Raw genomic sequence first — 24,963 nt, forward strand, 5'->3', positions numbered from 1 at the left:
ATGACTAAAGTTGACGGTGTGCTTTATTACGCCAATGATGTGTCGCAACCAGACACCTAATCCGCCAGCCGCAGCGCCACCTCGTTCATGAAGCGCGCATCATCCCCCCTGGCGAGCCACTCCGCCTCGGCTCCGATCGCGCCCAGCATGTCGGACAGCGCGTCCATCTCGCTCTTGTGGTAATTGCCCAGCACATAGCCATGCACCCGGTCCCTGTGCCCCGGATGGCCGATGCCGATCCGCACCCGGCGAAATTCCGCCCCGATATGCGCATCGGTCGACCGCAGGCCGTTGTGCCCCGCATTGCCGCCGCCGCGCTTCACCTTCACCTTCATCGGCGTCAGGTCGAGTTCGTCGTGAAAAACGGTCACATCCTGCGGTGTCAGCTTGTAGAAACGCATCGCTTCGCCGACGGACCGCCCGCTCTCGTTCATGAAGGTGGCGGGCTTGATCAGGATGATTTTCTCCGGCCCGATCCGGCCTTCCTGCACCCAGCCTTGAAACTGTTTCTTCGGTGGAGAAAAACGATGGATGTCCGCGATCACATCGGCCGCCATGAAGCCGACATTATGCCGGTTCATCGCATATTGGGTTCCGGGATTGCCCAGGCCCACCCAGATCTGCATCGCTTGTCCACTCCAAAGAAAAATCCCGCTTGCCGACTAGGCAAGCGGGATCGGAATTTCCAGTCCCGAAGGACTTGCCCGTTAAAGGCTCAGGCGCCTTCAGCCGGGGTTTCGTTGTCGCCTTCGGCACTCTTAAGGGCCGAGGGGGCAACGATGGTCGCAACGGTGAAGTCGCTCTCGCCATGGGCCTTGGCGCCCTTGGGCAGCTTCACGGCGCCGATGTGGATCGTTTCGCCAACGTCCAGCCCGCTCAGATCGACGACGACGTCGTCGGGAATCTCGGCCGCGTCGACGATCAGTTCGACTTCATGGGCGACGATGTTAAGCACGCCACCCTTCTTCAGGCCCGGCGAAGCGTCTTCATTTTCGAAGCGCACCGGCACGTTGACGTGGACGGTGGCATGTTCCGAAACGCGCAGGAAGTCGGCGTGCAGCGGACGGTCGGTCACGGGATGGAAGGCGACATCCTTGGGCAGGGTGCGCACGGCCTTGCCGTTCACCTCGACCATGACGACCGAATTGAAGAAGTGACCGGTGCCGAGCAGCTTGCTGAGAAGCTTTTCCTCGACGTGGATCGACTGCGGTTCTTCATTGTTACCATAGATGACGGCGGGTACGCGGCCCTCACGGCGGAGAGCGCGGGAGGCTCCCTTGCCTGCCCGATCGCGTGCCTCTGCCGACAGCGTAAGCTGCTCGCTCATTGCGTGTCTCCAAAAGCAAATTGATATAAGCGCCCGCCACGCCTCCAGGGATGACCATGCCGGGACGGGTGGCCCAATAACAGAAAAGGGCGGGAAAGCAAGAGAACAGAAAATCGGGCTTTGGCGTTACTGCACCCGCGTAACCTTATAACCCCCGGCTTGCAGCAGTTCGACCAGATTGCCCTTGCCCGCCAGATGCCCCGCGCCCACGGCGATGAATGGGCGCCCTGCAAGCGCTTCGACCGACTTCACCCAGTCGCGGTTGCGGTCGATCAGCACCGCCTGCTCCACCACCGGATCGGGCTTCCCGCTCAGTTGATCCTCCCGCGAGAGGGTGGCGATGTCGCCCCTGATCCACGCCTTGAGTATGCGGTCGTAGAGCATCCGCATATTCTTCGCCTCATGCACCGTATCGGCCAGCAACCGCTGCTGCACGGCTTCGGGCAGCGTGTCGAAGGCGCGGAACTGCCGCTCCACCGTCTCCAACCCGCCGATCGGCTTCCCCGCGTCGCTGAACGCGGCGATCAGCGCCGGTTCCACGCCATTATCCTTGCTGACATGCAGCGCCTGCTGCGCCGCCGCCGAGAGCAGCATGGCCGCCGCCCAGCTCTCATATCCGGACAGGGCCCGCGCACTGGTGCCCCCATCGCTGGCGATCTCCTCCAGTGCCGTCCTGTCCTCAACCGGCAAGCGGACCTCCAGTGGTGGCAGCCCCGGACTGCGCCCCATTTTCTCGAACAGCGCCAGCGTCCGGACCTGATCCTGAATTTCCGCCGATTCCAGCACCAGTCGATCGGCCCGCGCCAGGGCGTCCTTGATCGGCGCGGTCTGCCATTGCACGTTACCCGGCAACACATGGATGGTGCCGAACAGCCAGCCATTGATCCCCTTGCCCTCGACGCGCCAGAGGGCCGGCCCGCCGCCGGGCGGCGGGGCAGGGGGCTCACTTCCGCACGCGGCGACCAGAAAGAGGACCGCCAGTCCCAGCCAGCGCGCCAGCAGACGCATCATTCTACCGCTTCACCCGCTCCGAAGAGATGCCTAGCGCCTTCAACTGATCCTGCACGCTGTCCTTGCCCGCCAGATGCCCTGCGCCCACGGCAATGAACACGATCCCCGGTCGGCCGAGCCGCTGCCTGATCCACTTCGCCCAATTGGCGTTGCGCTGGATCAGCAGGACCTGCGCCAGTTGCGGCGTCGCTTCCAGCGATTCGTTCATCTCGACCGCCAGCTTTTCAGGCTCGCCGCCCTGCCAATGCGCAACCAGGCTGGCAAATTCCCTGTCCATGTCGGGCAACCCCTCGATGGTGGCGGTCAGGAACCTGACCTGCTGCTCCATCGGCAACCCGGCAAAATAGCCAAGCTGCTGCTCCACCGTCTCCAGAGCGCCGACCTTCTTGCCCGAAGCCCTGGCCGCCGCCGTCAGTATCTTCTCGGCGCCCAGGTCGGACTTGTAGCCCAGCTTCTCCAGCGGCTGCACCGACAAAGCCATGCCGGCCATCCAGGGATTGAACATTTCGAACGCCTGCCAGGGCAGGCCGTTGGCGGTCATCGCCGTCTGATATCTGGTCCGCTCTTCCGCGCCCAGCCGGTCCGACAGTTTCACGCCGTCCCGCGCCAGAGCCGTCCCCGCCACGGTCGAGGCCAGCGCATTGGGATCGTCCGGCTCCACGATTTCAAGAACCAGTTCGTCCGACTGCCCGAAGGCCGATTTGACCCCGCCCCTGAACCAGTCCACCCCCGGTTTCATCACATGGACCGTGCCGAACAGATAGATGGTGGTATCGGCATCCTTCACCGTCCACAGCGCCGGCGTCACATAGGCCGAGCGCGCCGCCGCATCCCGAGCGGAAGCGGGCTGTTCCAGCGCGCATCCGCCGAGCAGCAACATGGCAGGCGCGAGCCAATGGAAAAAGGGCCATTTCATGCGGTTTTCATGTTCCTGTGATCGATCTTGCCCCATCCATGCGTCCCGCCATGCAACAGAGCAAGCGGATTTACCTTCCTTCCCACCCTCTTTCCCTTGACCCTGCGCCCTCGCTGCGCCAAGGGCCGCCGCAATTAAACCGTCATTTTCAGGCCGTGATTTTCTGGGGACGATCCGTGGCGACAAGTAAAGCGCTCTCCTTTCAGGATCTGATCCTGACCCTCCATGCCTATTGGGGGAAGCAGGGCTGCGTGATCCTGCAACCCTATGACATGGAGGTGGGCGCGGGCACCTTCCACCCGGCGACCACGCTGCGCAGCCTGGGTCCAAATTCCTGGAACGCCGCCTATGTCCAGCCCAGCCGCCGCCCGACCGACGGCCGCTACGGCGAAAATCCGAACCGGCTCCAACATTATTACCAATATCAGGTGATCATGAAGCCGAGCCCGGCGAACCTTCAGGAGCTGTACCTGGGGTCGCTGGTGGAGATCGGCATCGACCCGCTGGTCCATGACATCCGCTTTGTCGAAGACGATTGGGAAAGCCCGACCTTGGGCGCCTGGGGTCTTGGCTGGGAAGTCTGGTGCGACGGCATGGAAGTCACCCAGTTCACCTATTTCCAGCAGATGGGTGGCTTTGACTGCAAGCCGGTCGCGGGTGAACTGACCTACGGCCTCGAACGCCTCGCCATGTATATTCAAGGCGTCAACAGCGTTTACGACCTGAAGTTCAACGACGCCGGCGTCACCTATGGCGACGTGTTCCTCGAAAATGAGCGGCAGATGTCGAAATGGAATTTCGAGATAGCCGACACCGAAAAGCTGTTCCGCTGGTTCAAGGATGCCGAGGCCGAATGCAAGGCATCGCTGGAAGCAGGCGTTCCGCTCGCCGCCTATGATCAGGCGATCAAGGCGAGCCATGTCTTCAACCTGCTCCAGGCGCGCGGCGTCATCTCGGTGCAGGAACGCGCCAGCTATATCGGCCGCGTGCGCGATCTTGCCAAGGGCGCCTGCGAAAAGTGGATGGAAGTGAACGGGTGGGCCGCATGATGCGTAAGAACAATTCCGTCATCCCAGCGAAAGCTGGGATCTCGTGCCTCAGGCCGAACGCGATCCGGCACAAGGCCCCAGCCTTCGCTGGGGCTGCGGAGGAAATCGCATGAGCGACTTCCTCCTTGAGCTGCGCTGCGAGGAAATCCCGGCGCGCATGCAATTGAAGGCGTCGGACGACCTCGTCCGCCTTTTCACCGAGGAACTGGCCAGGGCTGGCCTGAAGCCGGAGGGCGTCGACAGCTTCGTTACGCCCCGCCGTCTGGCGTTGATCGCGCGCAACCTGCCGCTGGAAACCGCTGCCGTCAGCGAGGAGTTCAAGGGGCCGCGCACCTCCGCGCCCGCGCAGGCGCTGGAGGGCTTCCTGCGCAAGACCGGCCTCCGTCAAGACCAGCTCGAAGACCGCGACGGAATCTGGTTCGCCGTTGTCAACAAGCCTGGCCGCGCCACCGTCGAAGTGCTCGCGCAAGCCGTCCCCACGGTCATCCGCGCCTTCCCCTGGCCCAAGTCCATGCGCTGGGGCGCTTCCTCGCACACCACCGAAAGCCTCCGCTGGGTCCGCCCGCTGCAAGGCATCGTCGCGATCCTTGGCGATGATCTGGTCGAGATCGAGATCGAAGGCGTCAAGTCGGGCTACGCCACGTTAGGCCACCGCTTCCACCATCCCGGCGAGATCACCATCGGCAGCGCCCACGATTATGTCGAAAAGCTGCGCGCCTGCCATGTGATCGTCAGCCATCAGGAGCGCCAGTCGATCATCGAGGCGAAGGCGAACGACGCCGCTGCCGCACAGGGTTATACTGTGATCGAGGACAAGGGCCTCATCGCGGAAAATGCGGGCCTCACCGAATGGCCGGTGCCACTGCTGGGCGATTTCGACCCGGCCTTTCTTGAGGTTCCGCCTGAAGTCATTCAGCTAACCCTGCGCATCAACCAGAAATATTTCGTTCTGCGCGATGCGAGCGGCAAGCTGGCACCGGCCTTCATCTGCACCGCCAATATCGAGGCGAAGGATGGCGGCGCGGCGATCATCGCCGGCAATCGCAAGGTCCTCGCCGCCCGCCTGTCGGACGCCCGCTTCTTTTGGGAGCAGGACCGCAAGACGAAGCTTGAGGACCACGCGAAGAAGCTGGAGCGCATCACCTTCCACGAAAAGCTTGGGACCGTGAAACGGAAGGTCGAGCGGGTAGCGACAATTGCGGCTGACCGTATTCCCGAATTGATCGGATGGTCGGAAGAAAAGGCGCGAAAATTTCAGCCTCTTTTGAGACAGGCCGCTGAATTGGCCAAAGCTGATCTTGTTACGGAAATGGTTGGCGAGTTCCCTGAATTGCAGGGGACTATGGGGGGCTATTACGCTGATGCGGAAGGGCTTCCCGTCTCGGCAGCCATTCGCGATCATTACAAACCGATTGGGCAGAGCGATGATCTCCCGTCTGATGAATTGGGAACGGTTGTTTCGTTGGCCGATAAGGTCGACACCCTTTATTCGTTCTTCCTGATCGACCAGAAACCAACCGGTTCAAAAGACCCTTTTGCGTTGCGTCGCGCGGCGCTCGGGTTGATCAGGCTCATCATCGACAACAACCTGCGGGTGTCGCTGAGTTCTCTCTACAGCGCTTGCGATGGGGAACGTTTATATCATTCGGATGGCGTGAATTACGCTGATCCTACAGATGATCTCGTCTCGTTCACTATTGACCGTCTCAAGGTCCAGCAAAAGGAAGCGGGCGTCCGCCACGACCTGATCGACGCTGTGTTCGCGCTCGGTGGCGAGGACGTCCTTGTCCGCCTGCTCGCCCGCGTGAAGGCGCTCCAGTCCTTCGTGGCGACGGACGACGGCGCTAACCTGCTGGCCGGTTACAAACGCGCCGCCAACATCCTGAAGAAGGAAGGCGTCGAAACCGCCGAAGCCGTCGCGCTGAGTTACACGCCCGAACAGGCCGAAGCTGATCTCATAGCAGCGCTCGACTCCGCCGAACCCCGCGCAGCCGTAGCGGTCACTGCGGAGGATTTCGAAGGCGCCATGGCCGCACTTGCAACATTGCGCGCCCCGATCGACGCCTTTTTCGAAAGCGTCACCGTCAACGACGCCCATCCGGCCAAGCGCTCTGCTCGCCTCGCGCTGCTTGCCCGTGTGCGGGAAGCTGTCCATGCAGTGGCGGATTTCTCGAAAATTACAGGCTGATAGAGAAAGATACCCGGACAACCGGGAAAATCAGTGAAGTGAGAGGACAAATATCGTAAAAGCAGGTGCGTTTATCGCACTCCTGTTCTAAAGAATTGTTGCATCGCACAAAGACACGGCAATCAGTGCAGGAGAGCCGCGATTATGTTGACAATGGAAGAGGCCAGCATGAGCACGACCGCAACCCGTTATGTTTATCGTTTCGGCGGTGGCGTCGATGACGGTGGCAAGGGTGACAAGAACCTTCTGGGCGGCAAGGGCGCCAATCTGGACGGCATGGCCGCCATTGGCCTGCCGGTGCCTCCGGGCTTCACCATCACGACCGAGATGTGCACGCGCTATTACACCGATGGCGGCGTTTATCCCGAGAGCCTGAAGGCGGAAGTCGCGAACGGCATCGCCCATATCGAAGGTGTCACGGGCAAGAAGTTCGGTGACAAGGCCGACCCGCTGCTGGTTTCCGTCCGCTCCGGCGCGCGCATTTCGATGCCCGGCATGATGGACACGGTGCTGAACCTCGGCCTCAACGACGAAACCGTCATTGGCCTCGCCAGTGCGTCGGGTGATGAGCGTTTCGCCTGGGACAGCTATCGCCGCTTCATCCAGATGTATTCCGACGTGGTGCTGGAACTCGACCATGGCGCCTTCGAGGAAGCCCTTGAAATCGCCAAGGAAGATCAGGGTTACACGCTCGACACGGAAATGACCGCCGACGACTGGAAGGCGCTTGTCACCGAATATAAGGCCCTTGTTTCAAAGTTGTGGAACAAGCCCTTCCCGCAGGATGTGAACGACCAGCTGTGGGGCGCGATCAGCGCCGTCTTTGGCTCGTGGCAGGCTGACCGCGCCAAGGTCTATCGCCGCCTGAACTCGATCCCGCATGATTGGGGTACCGCCGTCAATGTGCAGGCGATGGTGTTCGGCAATATGGGCGATACCTCGGCAACGGGTGTTGCCTTCACCCGTGATCCCGCGACCGGCGAGAATGCTTATTACGGCGAATATCTCATCAACGCCCAGGGCGAGGACGTGGTGGCGGGCATCCGCACGCCGCAATATCTCACCAAGCAGGCGCGCGAGCGGGCAGGGGCCAAGCCGCTGTCGATGGAAGAGGCGATGCCGGAAACCTATGCCGAATTGGCGCGGGTCTTCCAGATCCTCGAAACCCATTACCGCGACATGCAGGACATCGAGTTCACGGTGCAGCAGGGCAAGCTCTGGATGCTTCAGACCAGGTCAGGAAAGCGCACCGCCAAGGCCGCGCTCAAGATCGCGGTCGACATGGCCAATGAGGGCCTCATCACCGAGGAAGAAGCCGTCGCCCGCGTCGATCCCGCCGCGCTCGACCAGCTTCTTCACCCGACGCTCGATCCCAAGGCGCCGCGCGATGTGTTGACCAAGGGGCTGCCTGCCTCGCCCGGCGCGGCTTCGGGCGCGATCGTGTTCGACGCCGACACCGCCGAGCGTCGCAACGAGTTGGGCGATTCTGTCATTCTCGTCCGCGTCGAAACCTCGCCCGAGGACATTCACGGCATGCACGCGGCGAAGGGCATCCTGACCGCGCGTGGCGGCATGACCAGCCACGCCGCCGTGGTGGCGCGTGGCATGGGCCGTCCCTGCGTCTCCGGCGCGGGTAGCTTGTCGATCGACAACAATGCCAAGACGCTGCGTATCGGCGACCGCACCCTCAAGGAAGGCGACATCCTCACCATCGACGGCGCCACCGGCGAGGTGATGGCGGGCGAAGTTCCGACCGTGCAGCCGGAATTGGCGGGCGACTTCGGCGTGCTGATGGGCTGGGCCGACAAGGTTCGCCGCCTCAAGGTCCGCGCTAATGCCGAAACGCCGCTGGACTGCCAGACCGCCCGCGATTTCGGCGCGGAAGGCGTGGGCCTGTGCCGCACCGAGCATATGTTCTTCGACGCCGCCCGCATCACCGCCGTCCGCGAGATGATCCTCGCCGACAGTGAAAAGGGCCGCCGCGTGGCGCTCGACAAGCTGCTGCCTGAACAGCGGGACGATTTCGCGCAGATATTCATGGTGATGGCGGGCCTGCCCGTGACCATCCGCCTGCTCGACCCGCCGCTGCATGAATTCCTGCCCCATGGCGAAGCGGAGTTCGAGGAAGTGGCGAAGGCCGCGGGCGTGGGCGTCGAAGCGCTCAAGCGCCGCGCGGCCGAACTGCACGAGTTCAACCCGATGCTCGGCCATCGCGGTTGCCGCCTCGGCGTCACCTATCCCGAAATATACGAGATGCAGGCCCGCGCCATCTTCGAAGCCGCGCTGATCATCAAGCAGCGCAGCGGCGAAGCGCCGATTCCCGAAATCATGATCCCTCTCGTTGCGACGAAGAAGGAACTGGAACTGATGAAGGCGATCGTCGACAGCGTCGCCGCGCAGGTTTTCGAGGAGCAGGGCGCTTCGGTCGAATATCTGGTCGGCACCATGATCGAACTGCCGCGCGCCGCGTTGAAGGCTGGCGAGATTGCTGAAGTGGGCGAATTCTTCTCCTTCGGCACCAACGACCTGACACAGACCACCATCGGCATCAGCCGTGACGATGCCGGCCGCTTCCTGACGCAATATGTCGACAAGGGCATCTTCGCTCGCGATCCGTTCGTCAGCATCGATGTGGAGGGCGTGGGTCAGCTCATCGAACTGGCGGCCGAACGTGGCCGCGCGACCCGCAACGGCATCAAGCTCGGCATTTGCGGCGAACATGGCGGCGATCCGGCGTCGATCGCCTTCTGCGAGAAGACCGGCCTCGATTATGTATCGGCCTCGCCTTATCGCGTGCCGATCGCCCGTCTCGCCGCCGCTCAGGCCGCGCTGGCGAACGGGAAGTAGGATGGAAAGGGGCGGGGACGAAATCCCGCCCCTGTCTCTTCAGACCCGTGTGGCGCGATGCTTATAGAGTCGCGCATGTTCGTCATCCTTATGCGCGTCGAGCAGCCGGGCCTGTTCCCGCCATTCTTCGCGCGCAATGACGCCCTGCCTCAACCCCAGTCGCGTTTCCAACTCCGCCTCCTGCTCGCTGCTGATGGCGGCGACCTGCGGATAGCGGTGATAGCCGGCCTCATTGAGCGCAATTTCATCCTGCGGCGTGATGCCGTGGATGCGGCTGAGATCGTCGCGTCCATGTACCGCGCCGGCAACCGCTTCCGCTGTGCCGGGGCCGATCGGTCCTGTCTGCCGCTCAAGCTCTCCAATTCGTTCCTGCGCAGCGGTCAAGCGAGTGTCCCGGTCCTCAATCGCCCGACGATGGGCCAACTGCTCGTCACGCCAATAGCGCTTATATTTGCCCCGTCCGCTGATGACGAGGCCCAGAACCAGCCCCACCAGCAGCGCGATAAGCAACAGCGCGATTTCGTTGAGGGTGAAGGTCATGTCAGCATCCTTTCCTTTCCCGTCGAACGAGTGGACGGGAGCAAAGGTTGCGGTTCGCCTTGCATTGGTTCGGCCCGTTAAAAAAGTGCAAAAAGGGCTTGCTCAAATGTTCGAGCGCTTCTATCTGCGCCACTCCAACGCACCCGTAGCTCAGCTGGATAGAGCATCAGACTACGAATCTGAGGGTCGGACGTTCGAATCGTTCCGGGTGCGCCATTTTTCCCATTCACATCGGCAGCGCAAATCGATCCGCTTTTCGGTGCCGGAACATGTTTTGCCGTTCAAAAATCGTCTCGCATTTTAATTTCCACTTGGCGAACTTAGGGGGTTGCCAGAGCGCTCCACCCCTTCTATCTGCGCCTCCACAACGCACCCGTAGCTCAGCTGGATAGAGCATCAGACTACGAATCTGAGGGTCGGACGTTCGAATCGTTCCGGGTGCACCATTCCCCAAATCGCAATTATTCGCACCGGTCCGGGGCGGGCCGGTCGAGATCGACGACGGTGATGATCGTCGAGATTCTGGCATTGTCCGACACGCTGCACGTCTTTGCCCGATCGAAGGTTCCGGCGGGCCACTCCTCGGGATATTCGGCGTTGAAGGCAGGTTTCCCCGCCGCAATATAGGGCGCATCGTCGGAACAGAAATTGCCCAGCACGCATCCTTCGAACAGGATGGCGTCGAACAGGGAAATGATCTTTGCCGATGAGCCGCTCGCGTTTTTCTGCACCGGCTTCAACCCATAGCCGCGCGCCCGGCTGGACAGGGCGGTTACATAATCGATCATATTCTGTTCGGTAAGGTTGAACCCGGTTGTGGCTGCGCCATCCTCAAAGGCGTCCATGACATCGAATTCGACATAATCGAATCCCTTGTCCCGGCACATGCGCAATCGATCGTCCATCACCTGGATGAACTCCGGATAGCGGCGAATGTCGATATAGCGCTCCCCTGCAAAGCCGGGATAGCTGTTGCCCAGCAGGCCGGAAATGGCCGACAGGCGGGAATAATCCGGCCGATTGCTCTCCGCAGATCCGATGTCGAGATAGCAGATCGTCTTTATGCCTCGGCTCTTGGCCAGCGTCACATAGGCTGCGCTGCTATCGAATCCGTCGATGTCCAGATAGGCAACCGCTGGAGGCGTCGCTGGCAGGCCCTGGCTTTGCAATATCCAGTCCCAACTGGGAAGCGTGGCCGGCCCGGGCGTAGGTGTCGGTGTAGGGCTGGGAGAAGGGGATGGAGAGGGAGATGGCGACGGGGAAGGAGCGGGAGAGGAATTGCCTGAACCACCACCGCCACCGCAGGCAGCGAGGATCAGCATCGCCATGGTGAGCGAACTGATCTGCGAAAGCCTTTTTGGTTTCCGGATCATAGTCACGGCCCGTCCTTTCGGAGCGGCGATCCTGAATAAATGTGCCCACCTCCTTCTAGCATAAGGAGTGGCCATCCGTCTGCTGATAAAAGAAAGAAGATTGATCAGGATATAACAACAGATATATTTCTACTGCTATAGTTCGAAAGATTATTCACCTTTGGCATAAGCAATTTGATAGTTTTCCACGAATTTTTTGGAAACATGGATTCATTAAAGTTGACATGATATCATGCTTATCATCACATTAACCATGGGAAAAAACTTCTGAAAACCGAGTCGCCCCATTAATTGCGCGGTGTGACTATAGCGCCATATGCTGTTGCCGATTTCGGAACAGCAAGGGCATTTGAGCGAGAAAACGCTGATATCCTGATGGAGCCCCACCGGCGCGGGTAACTTGCTGGGAGTGACAGACGACGCGGCATTTTTGCCTGCATGTCGACAGGAAATCCATGCCGCTATTTCAACGATAGTGGCACGGGATGATTTTTACTGAGAAACAAAAAATATTCCGGTCGCAAACTTATGATGTGATTTTTTCAAATCCATAAGTTTGGGGGTTTGCCATGACCTTTGGCCACAGCGTCACGATTGACGGTTCACTTAATGACTGGCTCGCGACCGATCGGATCGACGACAGCAGCGCCCCCGGTTATCAGGTCTATGCGACCCTTGACAGCGACGCCTTCGTTTTCGCCCTGAAGGCGCCTGTCGCCATAGGCGCGAACACCACCGTCTGGCTGAACACGGATGGCCAGACCTCCACGGGCTATCAGATATTCGGCTTCGCGGGTGGCGCGGAATATAATGTCAATTTCGCGGCCGACGGTTCGGTGAACCTCTATTCCGGTGCGGCGGGCGGCACTCTTGTACTCGGTGGATTGCAGGCGGCCTGGTCGGCGGATCGTACGGTCGTCGAATTCCGGCTGCCGACCACTGCGGTGGGCAATCCGGCGGCGATGTACACCTATTATGACGTCAATGACCTGTCGAACAGCTTCATGCCGTCCAATTACCAGTCCGCACCGTTCACGGTCTTCAACCAGCCGACCGCGACGCAGGCGCCCGACATGCGGATCGGCATCGTCTTCTCTCAGACGACGGCCGACGCCTATTTCAGCCCGACCGCCTATTCGCAGCTTTTCATGTCCGTTCAGTCGCAGGCGATCCAGGCCGGCATCCCCTTCGACATATTGACGGAGGCTGACCTTACCGACCTGAACAAGCTCTCCCACTATGACGCGCTCGTCTTTCCGTCCTTCCGGAACGTGGCTGCGGACAAGGTGGAGGCGATCACCCACACGCTGGAAATGGCGAGCAAGCAATTGGGCATCGGCCTGATCACGGCCGGCGAATTCATGACGAACCAGCCCCATGTGGCGGGCGGCGCGATTGGCGGCGATCCGCTGCCGGGCGATCCCTATGCCCAGATGAAGCTGCTGTTCGACGCCACGCGCGTCACCGGCGGCACCGGCAATGTGGTGATAAACGCGACGGACCCGACCGGTCTTGTCCTCGACCATTATGCCAATGGCCAGCAGGTGAACAGCTACTCCAATGTCGGCTGGAACGCCTTTACCAGCGTCAGCGGCACAGGCCATCAAATCGCCACCGAAACCATCAACGGCGGACAGGTCTATTCGGCGGCCCTTGCCACGCAGACCGGTCCGGCGCGCAACGTCCTGTTCTCCAGCGAAGGCGTCATGGCCGACGCCAATATGCTGCAACAGGCGATTTCCTATGCGGCCAACGGCACCGGCCTGTCGGTCGGCCTGCACCTGTCGCGCGATTCGGGCATCGTCGCCGCCCGCGTCGACATGGACCAGAGCCAGGAGCTGGAGGACGTCAATCCCGCAGGCACCACCCCCGGCATCTATGACAGACTGCTGCCGATCCTGACGCAGTGGAAGGCGGACTATAATTTCGTCGGCAGCTTCTATCTGAATGTAGGCAACGGCACCAACGGCACCGGCACCGACTGGGCCGTGTCCCTGCCTTATTACAAGGCGCTGCTCGACCTTGGCAACGAAATCGGCACGCACAGCCTGACGCACCCGGATAACACCAATCTGCTCAGCGCCTCGCAGATTCAGACGGAGTTCCAGAGCAGCACCACGATCCTCAACGACCAGCTCTCCAACTATCTGCAACGACCATTTCAGATCGTCGGCGCTGCCGTACCGGGAGCGCCGGAGCTTCTGCCCGCGTCCCAGGAGATCATGAAATATGTGACGGATTATCTGACCGGCGGCTATGCGGCGCAGGGGGCGGGTTATCCCAATGCCTTCGGCTATCTGACGCCCGCCAATCAGAACCAGATCTATTTCGCGCCCAACACATCCTTCGACTTCACCCTGGTCGAATTTCAGAAGAAGTCGGTGGCTGACGCGACGGCGGCCTGGATCAGCGAGTTCGACAAGCTGGTTGCCAATGCGCAGACGCCGGTGATCGTATGGCCCTGGCATGATTATGGCGCGGCGGATTTCGTTTCGGGCAGTCCCGCGCTGGATAGCCCCTATGATATTTCGCTGTTCACCAGCTGGATTCAGCATGCGGTGGCGGCAAACATGGAATTCGTCACGCTGGATGATCTGGCCGCGCGCATGACGGCGGTCCAAAATGCCACGATCAACACGACCGTTCTGGGCAACAGCATCACCGCCAGCGTCATCGGCAGCGATGTCGGCAACCTCTCGCTGGATGTCGACCGCCAGGGTTCGCTGGTCATCCAGAATGTGACGGGCTGGTATGCCTATGACAGCGACAGCGTCTTCCTTCCCCAGAACGGGGGAACCTTCCAGATCAATCTGGGCGCGGCGGCCGACGATGTGACCCACATCACCGATCTGCCGATGCGGTCGGTGCTGATGAGCCTGACGGGCGACGGCCGTAACCTCGCCTTCTCGCTTCAGGGCGAGGGCAAGGTCGTCATCGACATCGCCAATCCCGGCGGCAAGAATGTCGTGGTCCACGGCGCCACGGTGGTCAGCCAGATCGGCGAGATCGTGACGCTGGACGTCGGCGCCTATGGTTTGCACAATGTCGTGCTGGAAACCGGCTACCCGCCCGTGATCACCTCCAATGGTGGCGGTGTGAACGCCGCGCTTTCCATCGCCGAGAACGGCACCACGATCACGACGGTGACCGCGACCGATGCGGACGCCGGAACGGTGATCGCCTATTCCATCTCCGGTGGGGCCGATGCGGCGAAGTTCACGATCAACGGCGCGACTGGCGCACTCGCCTTCCTTGCCGCGGCGAATTTCGAGGCGCCGACGGACAGCGGCCAGAACAACGTCTATGACGTGATCGTCCGCGCCTCCGACGGCTATCTGTTCGACGAGCAGGCCATTGCCGTCACCGTCACCAATGTGAATGAGGCGCCCGTCATCACCTCTAACGGTGGCGGGGCGACGGCGGCGATTTCCATGCCTGAAAACAACGTGGCTGTTACGACCGTCACCGCGACGGACCCGGATGCGGGGACGACGCTGGCCTATTCGATCGTGGGCGGGCCGGATCGGGCGATGTTCTCGATCAATCCCACCAACGGCGCACTCGCCTTCCTGACGGCACCGAATTATGATGTGCCGACCGATGCGAATGGAAATAATGTCTATAGCCTGACGGTTCGGGTATCGGACGGCGCGCTGTTCGATGAGCAGGCCATCAATGTCACCGTCACCAATATCAATGAATCGGCGCCGGTGATCACATCGGGCGGCGGCGGCGACACGGCGGCTATCTCCGTCTCCAGCGGTACGCGGCCGGTCATGAAGGTGACGGCGGTCGATCCGGATATGAACACGACGCTGGTTTATTCCATTTCCGGCGGGGTGGACGCCACCAAATTCACGATCAACTCGTCGACCGGGCAGCTCAATTTTGCGAACACGCCCAATTTCCTGCTGCCGACCGATGTGGGCGGGAACAATGTCTATGACGTCGTCGTGCGCGCGTCGGACGGCGCGCTCTATGACGAGCAGGCGATCGCCGTCACCGTGACCATCCTCAATGCGCCGCCGATCATCACCTCCAATGGAGGAGGGGCGTCGGCCACTATCAGGATGGCGGAAAATGGGTCAGCGGTGACGACCGTCCGCGCGACGGATGCCAATATCGGCCAGACCGTCACCTATTCGCTGGGTTCGGCCGTCGATGGGGCGCTTTTCTCCATAGATTCCAATACCGGCGTTCTGACTTTCAAAACAGCCCCGGACTTCGAAAATCCCACCGACTCCAATCTGGACAATCGCTATCAGGTGCAGGTGCTGGCGACGGACAACCTGGGTGCGCAGGACTTCCAGAACCTGACTATCGTCATCACCAATGTCACGGGCTCGTCGCAGACCGCGCTAAGCACCGGATCGACGCTGACCGGTGGGGGTGAAGAAGATACGCTGAGGGGCGCGGGCGGCAACGACACCCTGATCGGCAATGGCGGCGCCGACACGTTGAACGGCAATGGGGGCATCGACACCATTGACGGTGGAGCGGGTGCCGATCGTATCACGGGTGGCGCGGGCGCCGACATATTGACCGGCGGCGCTGATGCCGATCTGTTCATCTACAATGCGACGGGCAACAGCACGGCGCTGGTCATGGACAGGATCATGGATTTCCAGGAGGGAATCGACAGAATCGACCTGTCCGCCATCGATCCCAATCCATCGCAGTCCGGCAACCAGGCCTTCTCCTTCATCGGCAATGCAGCCTTTTCCGCGGCCGGACAGCTCCATTTCTACTCCAACGGCACGGACACCTTTGTCGAAGGGAATGTGGACAATAATCCGGCCACGGTTGAATTCGCCATCAGGCTGATCGGGGTGCACAACCTCACGGCCGCGGACTTCATGCTCTGACGATGAGGTCGGGGGAATGGCTGGCATTGGCTTCAGACTGGACCGTATAGCCCGAGAGGAGGGGCTTGGCGGGATCGCCAATGCCGCTTTTCACGGTGCCGTCATCAGTTCCGGTCCCTGGCTGATGACGGCATGCGCGGTGTTCCTGCTGCAAGGCTGGACCCGGTCGGCCATGGTTCCGGCGGATCATGTGATCATCCAGACCAGCCTGGTCTATGCCTTTGGCGTTTCCACGGTCATCACCGCGCCTTTGGCGATGATCGCGACGCGCGTCGCATCCGACCGCTTCTATCTGGGGGAACGCGACGCCATCCCCTCGATATTGATGGCTGCACTGGTCTGGGCCACGGTGGCGTCGCTGATCATGGGCGATCTGCTGTTCGGCTTTGCGGCTGGGATGCAGCCAGACCTGTTCCTGCTGGCAACCGCGATCCTGACGCTGTTCGCGCAGATCTGGATCGCCAGCCCCTTCCTGCATGCGACCTGGCGGCATCGACCCATCTTCCTCGCCTATCTGTCCGGGATCGCCATGGCGGCTTTCTTCCTGATCCTCATTCGTCCTACGCAGCCCATTGCAGTGCTGGCCTTCATAGCGGTCGGACTGCTCGTGACGCTGACCCTGCTGATCTCCGCCATCAGGGAGGATTTCCCGGCCCCCCCCGATTGGCGGAGAGGCTGGATCAGCACGACGCCCGGCGTCCTCACGCTGGGAGCAGCAGGCCTGACCAATGCACTGGCCATCTGGATCGACAAATGGCTGCTCTGGTGGGCGCCGGGCAGCGTGCAGGCCATCGGGGCGCTCCGGGTCAATCCGGTCAACGATCAGGCCAGCTTCCTTGGCCTGCTAACCATGATCCCGGGGCTGACGCTGATACTGGTCACGACGGAAACCCGCTTCGACCGGGTTTTCACTGACCTGATGAGCCATTGCATGGGAACCGCCAACCGGCGCCGGATCGAAAAGGCCCGGCAGAAGGTCGCCCGGGTCATCAGGCTCGATTTGAGGCTGCTCATGGTCGAGCAGGCGATTTTGGCGGGCTTCTGCTGGGTGCTCGCACCGGAAATCATCCGGCTGCTGGACATGAATGCGCGCGGCATGTTCGGTTTCCGGCTGACGGCGGTGGGCGTGATCTTCCACCTCGTCGCGATCCAGATGAGCATCATCCTGTCCTATTATGACCTTTCCGGACGGATCGTGGCGGTCTGGGGCAGCTTCCTGCTCGCCAGCGCCACCGGAACCTTCCTGTTGAGCGGCAATGGTTTTGCAGGCTTCGGCTTCGGCTATCTGGTCGGTGCGGTCACGGCGGCGTCGCTGGCCGTGGCACTGGTCGCGCAGGCGACCGGCAAGCTCACCTATCTGCTCTTCGTCGGCAATAACCCGGCCGTCGTTGGCAATAAGGGGTTGTGGGCGAGGTTCTGGCCATGAGCTTCGCCGCCTTCCGTCGCCGCGACCTGCTGGCCCTTTCCTTCATGGTCTTCGGGCTGTCCGCCCGCGCGCTTCCCGAAATCAGCCATCCCGACGCCTGGGGCGTGGATTATGGCGAGACGACCGATCCTGCGGTCGCCCGCAGCTTCGACCTTCTGGTGCTGGAACCCGATTTTGAGCGGCCGCTCGCGCCGCTGCGCGGCCCCGGCAGCCGGTTGCTGGGCTATATCAGCCTTGGCGAAGTCAATGCCGCGCGGCCATTTGCCGCCGAACTCGAAAAGGCGGGCGCGCTGCGCCATGCCAATCCGAACTGGCCCGAGGCGCGTCTTGTCGATCTGCGCGATCCGGCATGGACGCGGCTTGTGCTCGATCGGCTGATCCCGGCCATATTGCGCAAGGGCTATGACGGCATTTTCATGGACACGCTCGACAATGCCGAGGCGCTGGAGCGGCAGGACGCCGACCGGAACAAGGGCATGGTCGCAGGCGCTGCCCGATTGGTGCAGGCCATCCGGAAACGCTTCCCGGACATGGTGATCATGATGAACCGGGGTTATGCGCTGCTGCCTCAGGTCGCCACGCAGATCGACCTGGTGCTGGCCGAAGCCATGGCGTCGCGCTGGAATTTCGCGGATGCCCGCTATGAAATGACCACGGCCGAGGATTGGGCGTGGCAAGCGGGCCATCTGCTTGCCGCGAAGCAGATCAATCCCCGTCTTGGCCTTGCCACGCTCGATTATTGGGACCCGCGCGACAAGGCGACCGTAGCGGGCCTTTATGCCAAGGAACGCGCGGCGGGTTTCCAGCCCTATGTTTCCGCCCTGGCCCTCGACCGGCTCATTCCGGAGCCCCTATCATGAAGATCGAAGCGCTGCGCAGCCAGAACATGGCTTTCATCGGACCGATAGTGGGGGGAGGGTTGCTGCTCGCCGCCACGGCCCTGCTGATGCCCAGCCATTGGCAGATTGCCGATGCGATCCGGCGAGGAACATTCGCGCCGCCACCGGTTGCAGCCCCGTCGCCGTCCCCCGGCACCGCGGTGCTGATGCAGCGCTTTTCGGAGGGGAGAAGGCTCAACCTTCCGGAGATTCAGCGCCTGTTGAATGCATCTGTGGCAACGGCCTCCGCGCCGCTTCTGTCCCGATTGGCCGACGCGCTTGCGAAAGGCGGCGATGCGGTTGCCAGCGACCGGATCACCTACGATATTCTGGCGGGCGGGCGGCCGGATGTCGCGCTTGCCTTTCTGGAGAGCCGGCCCGATCACGCGGCGCCCGCCGCCTGGCGCCTGCGCTTCGATCTGCGCCGCAAGACAGGGGACGATCAGGGCGCTGCCGATCTGCTCCGCTCTGCCGCCATGAACGAGGGAAGCGCGCCGGAAAAGGATCTGATCGAAGCCAGCTATGCCTTGGCGCGGCCCGACATGCTGATCGTCGCGGCCGAACATGGCGCCATCGCGCCGCTCAGCCCGACGCAGTCGCTCGATCTCGCGTCATGGGCCAGCGGGACGGGGCGTTATGATCTCATTTCCCGCATCGACCGGGCAGGGACGCCGAACTGGCGCAGTCATAATCCCTGGCTGGCCATGACATTGGCGCAGCGTTCGGGCGATACCGGATCGGCGCTTCGCTATGCCGCGATGCTGCCGGATGGCCGCGATGCCGCGCGGGAGAGCATCATCATGGCGTCCGGGAACAGGGAGGCCATCCGCCGATGGCTGCTGGATGCCGCTGTTCAGCGTGGCGCCGATCGGCAGGCCGTGGCGCAGCGCCTTCTGGAGAAGGGCTTCCGCTCCGACGCCATCGCGCTGCTGCGGAGGGCATCGGACGACAAGGCCTCGACCGCCCGCATGCTTTACCTGATGGGACCCCGTCCGGTCGCGCAGGACCTTGCCTGGCTCAAGGCGCGTGCGTCCGCTGATCCGCGCTGGATGCCGGCCTATATCGAGCGGGCGCAGCCCGCGGAGGCGCTAGCTTTTCTGGAAGCCCAGCCTTCGGCCGACAATGACGACGTGCTGGTCCAGCGCATCGCGCTCGCCAATTCCGCGCGGGATCGGGCGGCCGCAGCACGCGCGCTCGACCGCCTGCTGGACGGCCGCGCCTTGTCCGCTGCGCAATTGGAGACGGCGGCCAGCGCAATGGTTCCGTCCGAAAAGGCAGCTTATTACGACCTCGCGCTTGCCAATGCCCGGATCGCGGCGGGGCGGGCGAAGCCCTCCGATCGCCTGCGCCTGGCCTGGAATGGCTGGGACAAGGGCGATGCGCGGGGCGCCATCAATCAACTGCAAATCTATCTGCGGGACCGGCCCGATGACCCTGCGGCGCTGCGCCTGATGAGCGACGCGCAGGCGAAGCTGAAAGGGGAAGCGGCGGCCGGACCCTGGCTGGAGCGGTTGTTGGCCCTCGCTCCTTCTCCGTCGGTCGAGCAGGCCGAACTGCTGACGCGGCTTGGCCGAACGTCCCAGGCGATGGCCATGGTCGAAGCGCTGCGCAAGGCAACGCCCCATGATCGCAAGCTCGACATCATGCTTGCGCGGCTTCTTATCAACGCCGGCAATCCGGGACGGGCGCGGAAGGTGCTGCGACCATGACGCCATTCGCCGCCGCCCTGCTGCTCGCCGGACCGCCGCCTCTGATGATCGCGGCGCTGCCGCCCGACGCCGGGGTGATGGCGGCCGACATAGGGACGGTCGACCTGCAATGGGGCGGGACCGTTCATCTGCAACTGGACAATAGTGGTTATGAGCTGGTCGTGCGGTTCGATCGGCCGATCGCGGATGAGGCGCTCAAGGATTTCGCCAAGGCGGCCGGACCTGATCTTGCCGATCTGCGCTGGAATGACGACAGCCTGGTCCTGCGCGCCGCGGCGGGGCGCAGGCTGGAGGTGACCGCGGACGCGCGAAGCCTGCATGTTCGCTTCGTGCCTGACCCGGAGCCATCGTCCGCGCCTGCAATGGCGGCCCCGCCGCCAACGACGGACATGGACGCCGAACTCACCATCGCCAGGGCGCAGGCCGATGCAGCGGCGGGTTATCCGGACCTAGCGCGGCGACGGCTCGTTCCTCTGGCGGCGGCCCATCCGGAGGACAGGCGCATCCAACGCCTGCTGGGCGACATGGAAATTGCGGAAGGCGCGCTGGCCCTGGGCGCGTCGCGCTATCGCGATCTTGCCGCCGATGATCCCTTCGCGCGTCAGGCCATCGCGGAATCCGGCGGCAGCGTCGCGGCAGCAGTGACGGCGCGGGGCGGCAAGGTCTTCTGGCAGGCGGAGGCGGGACTCAACGCCATGGTCCCGTTCAACCCGCGTTTCTCGGCAGGCGCCGGCGTCCGCTGGTTCCGGTCGGAGGCGGACACGGTCTATGGACCGGGCGGCATCATCAGCAACCGCACGTCGCGTTCGGCCATTGGCGACCTGTTTGCGACGGTCAATCTGGGTCCGGTTTCGCGGATCGAGTTGCAGGGCAGCGCGCAGCTGGACGAGAAGGTCGTGGGCGCGGGCCTTCGCCTGTTCGCCGGTCCTCCCGAAAGGCAGGGGCGACTGGTCCTTGCCTATCGCCTGCCGGATCTGGCTACGCCCGAGCAATCGACCTTTGGTGGCCATATCAGCCGGGCGGGGATCGGCGGGACGATCCGGCTGACGCCCGAACTGTCGGTGCAGGCCGACGGCGCGTGGAACGGCTATGGGCTGAGCGGCACCGGTGCCGTCACGCGCAGTTTCACCGCGGCCGGCGGCGCCGATTATCTGCTTCGTCGCGGTTCGCCCTCGCTGGCGATCAGCTATCGGCTGGACGCCGAATATGTCGATCGCACCCGGATTCGGCCCAACGGGCTGGCCTATATTCCGCTCAGCGACCGAGAAAATCACAGTTTTCAGCTGGTGTCGGGCATGTCCTGGACGCGATGGCAATTGACCGGCGCTGCCGGCTGGACCTTCGATCGCAAGGGCAAGACAAACGGACCCACCGCCAATGTCAGCGCCACGGGGCGGCTGAGCGACGGCTGGCGGCTTCAGGCGAGCGGCGGCGTCAGCTCGATCAGCCGGCCGGGCATTTCGGGCCGCCAGCTCTATCTGCGCGTGGCGCTGACGCGTTATCTGGGGAGGCATTGATGCTGAAAAAGCGGCCGATCCTGCTGCAAGGCACGGAGATGCTGATCCTCTTCGCCATTCTGATGGCGATCGATCTGGGCCTTTCCAAAGGCGATGCCTTTTCGGACCTCAATCCCAATCCCTATTGGTTGCCGGTGCTGATCATGGCCACGGCCTATGGCACGGGCGCCGGGCTGGTCGCCGGAGCCATCGCTTCGGCCATCTGGTTCCACTGGTCGGACCTGTGGCCGGGATCGGCGGATCATATCGAACAACAACTGCGCCTTTCCATCCAGCCGATGTTGTGGATGGTGACGGCGCTGGTGATGGGCGAAGTCACGGCCAATCGGGTGAACCGGATCGCCGATCAGCAACGGCAGCATCAGGCCATGGATCGCAACTGGAAAAGGCTGGCGGAAATCATCGCGCGGCTCACCGATATCAACCGCAGGCTTCAGGTGAGGATCGCGACGGAACAGCGGACGGTCGTGCAGGCCATTGCCGCCGGGCTGGGGCTTTCGCAACCCGATCCGGAAAGCCAGGTCGACGCCGTGGCGCGCATGATCGCGCTGGCAGCGCAGACGGAAGACTTCACCTTCTACGATGTGCACGGCAGTCAGGTCATCGCACGATTCGGAGGCAAGGCCGCGCCCGGCCAGCCTGCGGACTTGACGCGGTCGGTCATGGCCCAGGCGATGCTTGCCGCCCCGCGGCCGCTGCGGAGCGATCGTGGACCCGATCAACTGCTGCTTGCGAAACTGGGCATCCTGGCAGTGCCAGTGGCGGGGGCAGGGGAGCAGCTGCTGGCCATCATCCTTGTCCATGATGTTGCGGGCGTCCGGATCACCGAAGCCTATGTGGCGCAACTCCTCCATGTCGCGGACCTGCTCGGCAAATGCCCGGCATTGTTCGGGCGCGACCAGGCCTTCGCATCGAAATGGCTGGTGCCGGAAGGGAAAGTGGCTTGATCGGCTGGCTCGCACTTTGCTCGATTGTCGATCTGTTCCTGCTTTTACAGAGCCTGATTGCGGGAAAGGGAGCGATTTTGTGGTTCGCGCCCGCGCATCTGGCGCTCAGCTCGGGCGCCTTGCTGGCTGCGATGCCCCGGCTCAAAAGGCTTAACGCGCTGCAAGGCTTCGCCTTGCCGATTGGCGCCGCCATTGGTCCCGCCGGAATGCTGGCCTGCCTGTTGTTGGCGCCTTTGGTCGTGCAGCCGCGAAGGAAGCGGCAGATTGCCTATCAGCGTTCCCCTGTTCGCCAGCGGCGTTTCATGAACGGGATTTCGCCGGTCGAACGGCTTGGCCGGATACTCGATGACCGTGTGCGCTATCCGGACAGCGATGAGATCGGATCGCTGGCCACGATGCTGCGCTACGGCAATCTGCAAGCCCGCTATCGGGCGTTGGAAACCGCAGTGACCTCATTTGAGCCCCGGCTGTCTCCCCTGATCGTCATGGCCCTGTCGGACGAAGACCAGACCATCCGCGCACTGGCCGCCGCCGCCGCCGTGCAGGTGAGCTACAATCTGGCGCAGCAACGCAGCGAATTGCAGGCCCGGATCGCGCCGGCCCAGAATCTGGACGACCGCTATGCCCTTGCCATGCTGCTGGCCGATCATGGCTGTTTCAACCAGCTGCTGCCCCAGGGCCAGCGGCTGCGCCTGTGTCAGGAGGCGAAACGCAAGCTGGATGACATTGCGGGACTGCTGAAGGGGGGCGATATCCGGCGCCGGGCGCTGCAAGCCGCGCGCGCCCAGCTGAGGCGTGCCATGGCGCGGGCGGGCAAGGCCTCGCCCGTCCGCATGGCGGGCGTCGAGCGGGCTTCCTGATGTCCGGCGCGCAGGACAGCGATGTATGCCTGATCGTCGAAGGCGCCTATCCTTTCGTCGTCGGCGGTGTTTCAAGCTGGTTGCAGGATTTGATCCAGAGCATGCCCGATCTGCGATTTTCACTGGTCGCGATCAAGGCAGGCGCGAATGTGCAGCCCTGGCGCATGGTGCCGCCGCCCAATGTCGTGCAGGTCGTGGAAATCCCCCTGCTGGTCGAACCCTGCCTGCCGCGCCGCTATCCCGCGCCGCAGATGAAGCGCATCGGCCGCCTGCTGCTTGCCTTCCTGTCGACCGGGGGGAGGAATGAACTGATCGATCTGCGTCAGGCGCTGGAGGTGCTGAAGCCGGCACCCGCCGCGGGCGATCTTTTGTCCAATCCCGAAATATTCGATCTGTTCACCCATTATTACGATACGGCTTTTCGGTCGGCTTCCTTTCATCATTTCTTCTGGGCCATGCGGGTTCTGCTGGGCGGATTGCTCAAGATGTTGCTCGCGCCCCTGCCGCGGGCGCGTGTCTACCATACCATTTCAACCGGCTTTGCGGGGCTGCTGGCGGCGCGGGCGGCTTATGAAACGGGGCACCCCGCCTTCATCACCGAACACGGCATCTACATGCTGGAACGGCAGATCGAAATCATGATGGCCGACTGGATCGGCGACCAGATCGAAACCGGCCTGACGCTTGACCGGGATGGGCATGACCTGCGCGATTTGTGGCTGGCCGTTTTCCAGACCTATACGCGGGCCTGCTATGATGCGTGCGACCCGATCATCGCGCTTTACGGCGCCAACAATCAGACCCAGCAGCGGCTGGGCGCCAGGCAGGAACGATTGCGGGTCATTCCCAACGGCATCGAGGCGGATCGTTTCGCGCATATGGAACGGACCTGCGATCCTGCCCGTCCCCTGGTGGCGCTGATCGGCCGGGTCGTGCCGATCAAGGATATCAAGACGTTCATAAGGGCGGCGGCCGTCATCCTGGCGGAGATGCCGGAAGTGCGCTTCGCCATATTGGGACCGCTGGACGAGGACCCCGACTATGCCGCCGATTGTGAGTCGCTGGTCAAGGAACTGGGGATCGGCAATGCCGTGCAATTTGCAGGGCGCGTCAATGTCGCGGAATGGTTGCCGCGAATTGACCTGATCGTCCTGACCAGCCTGTCGGAAGCGCAGCCGCTGGTCATATTGGAAGGGGGGGCCTGCGGGGTTCCCGTGGTGGCGCCCGATGTGGGCAGTTGCAGGGAGTTGATCGAAGGTCGGTCGCCCGCCGTCGACCGGCCCGGCGGCATCGTCACCGAACTGGTCAATCCCGAGGGGACGGCAGCAGCCATTATGAGCCTGTTGCGGGCGCCGTCGCTGCGCCGCACCATGGGCGAAGCCCTGCGCGAACGCGTTGTCAGGGATTATGATCGCAACGCCATCATTGCCGAATATCGGCACATCTACAATGCGCTCGGCGCCCAGGCCCGCTTTTCGGAACTGCAATGAACGCCGTTTCCCAATTCCTT

At 62.5% G+C, this 24,963-nt stretch carries 17 protein-coding genes and 2 tRNA genes; 13 read left to right on the top strand and 6 right to left on the bottom strand.

Annotated elements, in window-relative coordinates:
- Window positions 1-56 precede the first annotated feature (56 nt).
- From pth to RUH75_RS12725, 4 genes are all read right to left on the bottom strand, one after another.
- A complete protein-coding gene (pth, locus tag RUH75_RS12710) occupies window positions 57-626 on the bottom strand; it encodes an aminoacyl-tRNA hydrolase (RefSeq protein ID WP_313806449.1) in 570 nt (189 codons plus the stop codon).
- Between the two features lie 89 nt (window positions 627-715).
- Window positions 716-1,327, bottom strand: coding sequence for a 50S ribosomal protein L25/general stress protein Ctc (locus tag RUH75_RS12715; protein ID WP_313806451.1), 612 nt, complete (start codon window positions 1,325-1,327; stop codon window positions 716-718).
- A 126-nt stretch (window positions 1,328-1,453) separates the two neighbouring features.
- On the bottom strand, window positions 1,454-2,338 hold the full coding sequence (locus RUH75_RS12720) for a TraB/GumN family protein (protein ID WP_313806453.1): 885 nt from the start codon (window positions 2,336-2,338) through the stop codon (window positions 1,454-1,456).
- Between the two features lies 1 nt (window position 2,339).
- Complete coding sequence (locus RUH75_RS12725) at window positions 2,340-3,254, bottom strand: TraB/GumN family protein (RefSeq protein WP_313806455.1); 915 nt, start codon at window positions 3,252-3,254, stop codon at window positions 2,340-2,342.
- Between the two features lie 176 nt (window positions 3,255-3,430).
- On the opposite strand from RUH75_RS12725, the gene RUH75_RS12730 reads away from it, so the two are divergent.
- The 3 genes from RUH75_RS12730 (at window position 3,431) to ppdK (ending at window position 9,338) form a co-directional block, all read left to right on the top strand.
- Complete coding sequence (locus RUH75_RS12730) at window positions 3,431-4,303, top strand: glycine--tRNA ligase subunit alpha (RefSeq protein ID WP_313806457.1); 873 nt, start codon at window positions 3,431-3,433, stop codon at window positions 4,301-4,303.
- A 109-nt stretch (window positions 4,304-4,412) separates the two neighbouring features.
- Entirely contained in the window at window positions 4,413-6,491 is a 2,079-nt protein-coding gene (gene glyS, locus RUH75_RS12735) for a glycine--tRNA ligase subunit beta (RefSeq protein ID WP_313806459.1), read from the top strand.
- A 144-nt stretch (window positions 6,492-6,635) separates the two neighbouring features.
- Complete coding sequence (gene ppdK, locus RUH75_RS12740; RefSeq protein WP_313806462.1) at window positions 6,636-9,338, top strand: pyruvate, phosphate dikinase; 2,703 nt, start codon at window positions 6,636-6,638, stop codon at window positions 9,336-9,338.
- A gap of 39 nt (window positions 9,339-9,377) precedes the next feature.
- Here ppdK and RUH75_RS12745 read toward each other — a convergent pair whose 3' ends face one another.
- Window positions 9,378-9,878: a hypothetical protein gene (locus RUH75_RS12745; protein WP_313806463.1), complete on the bottom strand. Its 501-nt coding sequence runs from the start codon at window positions 9,876-9,878 to the stop codon at window positions 9,378-9,380.
- A 139-nt stretch (window positions 9,879-10,017) separates the two neighbouring features.
- Between RUH75_RS12745 and RUH75_RS12750 the strand changes: the two genes are divergently transcribed.
- Both RUH75_RS12750 and RUH75_RS12755 read left to right on the top strand, forming a co-directional pair.
- Window positions 10,018-10,094 (top strand) — tRNA-Arg (locus tag RUH75_RS12750).
- Window positions 10,095-10,247: 153 nt separating this feature from the next.
- A tRNA-Arg gene (locus RUH75_RS12755) sits at window positions 10,248-10,324 on the top strand.
- A gap of 15 nt (window positions 10,325-10,339) precedes the next feature.
- Here the strand turns inward: RUH75_RS12755 and RUH75_RS12760 are convergent.
- A complete protein-coding gene (locus tag RUH75_RS12760) occupies window positions 10,340-11,251 on the bottom strand; it encodes an endo alpha-1,4 polygalactosaminidase (protein WP_313806464.1) in 912 nt (303 codons plus the stop codon).
- Window positions 11,252-11,820: 569 nt separating this feature from the next.
- On the opposite strand from RUH75_RS12760, the gene RUH75_RS12765 reads away from it, so the two are divergent.
- Genes RUH75_RS12765 through pelF form a run of 8 tightly spaced genes read left to right on the top strand, consistent with a single transcriptional unit; the run spans window position 11,821 to window position 24,943 of the window.
- A complete protein-coding gene (locus RUH75_RS12765) occupies window positions 11,821-16,116 on the top strand; it encodes a cadherin domain-containing protein (RefSeq protein WP_313806466.1) in 4,296 nt (1,431 codons plus the stop codon).
- Between the two features lie 16 nt (window positions 16,117-16,132).
- Complete coding sequence (gene pelG, locus RUH75_RS12770) at window positions 16,133-17,542, top strand: exopolysaccharide Pel transporter PelG (RefSeq protein WP_313806468.1); 1,410 nt, start codon at window positions 16,133-16,135, stop codon at window positions 17,540-17,542.
- On the top strand, window positions 17,539-18,402 hold the full coding sequence (locus RUH75_RS12775; RefSeq protein ID WP_313806470.1) for an endo alpha-1,4 polygalactosaminidase: 864 nt from the start codon (window positions 17,539-17,541) through the stop codon (window positions 18,400-18,402). Before pelG ends, RUH75_RS12775 begins: the two co-directional genes overlap by 4 nt.
- Window positions 18,399-20,129, top strand: coding sequence for a hypothetical protein (locus RUH75_RS12780; protein ID WP_313806472.1), 1,731 nt, complete (start codon window positions 18,399-18,401; stop codon window positions 20,127-20,129). The genes RUH75_RS12775 and RUH75_RS12780 overlap by 4 nt, the downstream gene beginning before the upstream one ends.
- Complete coding sequence (locus RUH75_RS12785) at window positions 20,126-21,646, top strand: hypothetical protein (protein WP_313806474.1); 1,521 nt, start codon at window positions 20,126-20,128, stop codon at window positions 21,644-21,646. Before RUH75_RS12780 ends, RUH75_RS12785 begins: the two co-directional genes overlap by 4 nt.
- Window positions 21,646-22,593 carry a hypothetical protein gene (locus tag RUH75_RS12790; protein WP_313806476.1) on the top strand — a complete coding sequence of 316 codons (948 nt, stop codon included), beginning with the start codon at window positions 21,646-21,648 and terminating at the stop codon, window positions 22,591-22,593. Before RUH75_RS12785 ends, RUH75_RS12790 begins: the two co-directional genes overlap by 1 nt.
- The gene (locus RUH75_RS12795) at window positions 22,590-23,453 is read left to right on the top strand and encodes a hypothetical protein (protein WP_313806478.1); all 864 of its coding nucleotides are present in this window, start codon (window positions 22,590-22,592) and stop codon (window positions 23,451-23,453) included. The genes RUH75_RS12790 and RUH75_RS12795 overlap by 4 nt, the downstream gene beginning before the upstream one ends.
- Window positions 23,453-24,943 (top strand): GT4 family glycosyltransferase PelF, encoded by a 1,491-nt coding sequence (gene pelF, locus RUH75_RS12800; protein ID WP_313806480.1) that lies wholly within the window; start codon window positions 23,453-23,455, stop codon window positions 24,941-24,943. The genes RUH75_RS12795 and pelF overlap by 1 nt, the downstream gene beginning before the upstream one ends.
- Window positions 24,944-24,963 lie beyond the last annotated feature (20 nt).

Source organism: Sphingobium sp. (assembly GCF_032153725.1).
GTDB lineage: Bacteria > Pseudomonadota > Alphaproteobacteria > Sphingomonadales > Sphingomonadaceae > Sphingobium.

Excerpts from the sequence above, each read along its gene's own strand:
- RUH75_RS12775 (WP_313806470.1), top strand. The coding sequence starts at position 17,539 with ATGAGCTTCGCCGCCTTCCGTCGCCGCGACCTGCTGGCCCTTTCCTTC.
- RUH75_RS12790 (WP_313806476.1), top strand. The coding sequence starts at position 21,646 with ATGCTGAAAAAGCGGCCGATCCTGCTGCAAGGCACGGAGATGCTGATC.
- pelF (WP_313806480.1), top strand. The coding sequence starts at position 23,453 with ATGTCCGGCGCGCAGGACAGCGATGTATGCCTGATCGTCGAAGGCGCC.
- RUH75_RS12720 (WP_313806453.1), bottom strand. The coding sequence starts at position 2,338 with ATGATGCGTCTGCTGGCGCGCTGGCTGGGACTGGCGGTCCTCTTTCTG.
- RUH75_RS12780 (WP_313806472.1), top strand. The coding sequence starts at position 18,399 with ATGAAGATCGAAGCGCTGCGCAGCCAGAACATGGCTTTCATCGGACCG.
- RUH75_RS12745 (WP_313806463.1), bottom strand. The coding sequence starts at position 9,878 with ATGACCTTCACCCTCAACGAAATCGCGCTGTTGCTTATCGCGCTGCTG.
- RUH75_RS12715 (WP_313806451.1), bottom strand. The coding sequence starts at position 1,327 with ATGAGCGAGCAGCTTACGCTGTCGGCAGAGGCACGCGATCGGGCAGGC.
- pth (WP_313806449.1), bottom strand. The coding sequence starts at position 626 with ATGCAGATCTGGGTGGGCCTGGGCAATCCCGGAACCCAATATGCGATG.
- RUH75_RS12760 (WP_313806464.1), bottom strand. The coding sequence starts at position 11,251 with ATGATCCGGAAACCAAAAAGGCTTTCGCAGATCAGTTCGCTCACCATG.
- RUH75_RS12765 (WP_313806466.1), top strand. The coding sequence starts at position 11,821 with ATGACCTTTGGCCACAGCGTCACGATTGACGGTTCACTTAATGACTGG.
- pelG (WP_313806468.1), top strand. The coding sequence starts at position 16,133 with ATGGCTGGCATTGGCTTCAGACTGGACCGTATAGCCCGAGAGGAGGGG.
- RUH75_RS12725 (WP_313806455.1), bottom strand. The coding sequence starts at position 3,254 with ATGAAATGGCCCTTTTTCCATTGGCTCGCGCCTGCCATGTTGCTGCTC.
- RUH75_RS12785 (WP_313806474.1), top strand. The coding sequence starts at position 20,126 with ATGACGCCATTCGCCGCCGCCCTGCTGCTCGCCGGACCGCCGCCTCTG.
- ppdK (WP_313806462.1), top strand. The coding sequence starts at position 6,636 with ATGTTGACAATGGAAGAGGCCAGCATGAGCACGACCGCAACCCGTTAT.
- glyS (WP_313806459.1), top strand. The coding sequence starts at position 4,413 with ATGAGCGACTTCCTCCTTGAGCTGCGCTGCGAGGAAATCCCGGCGCGC.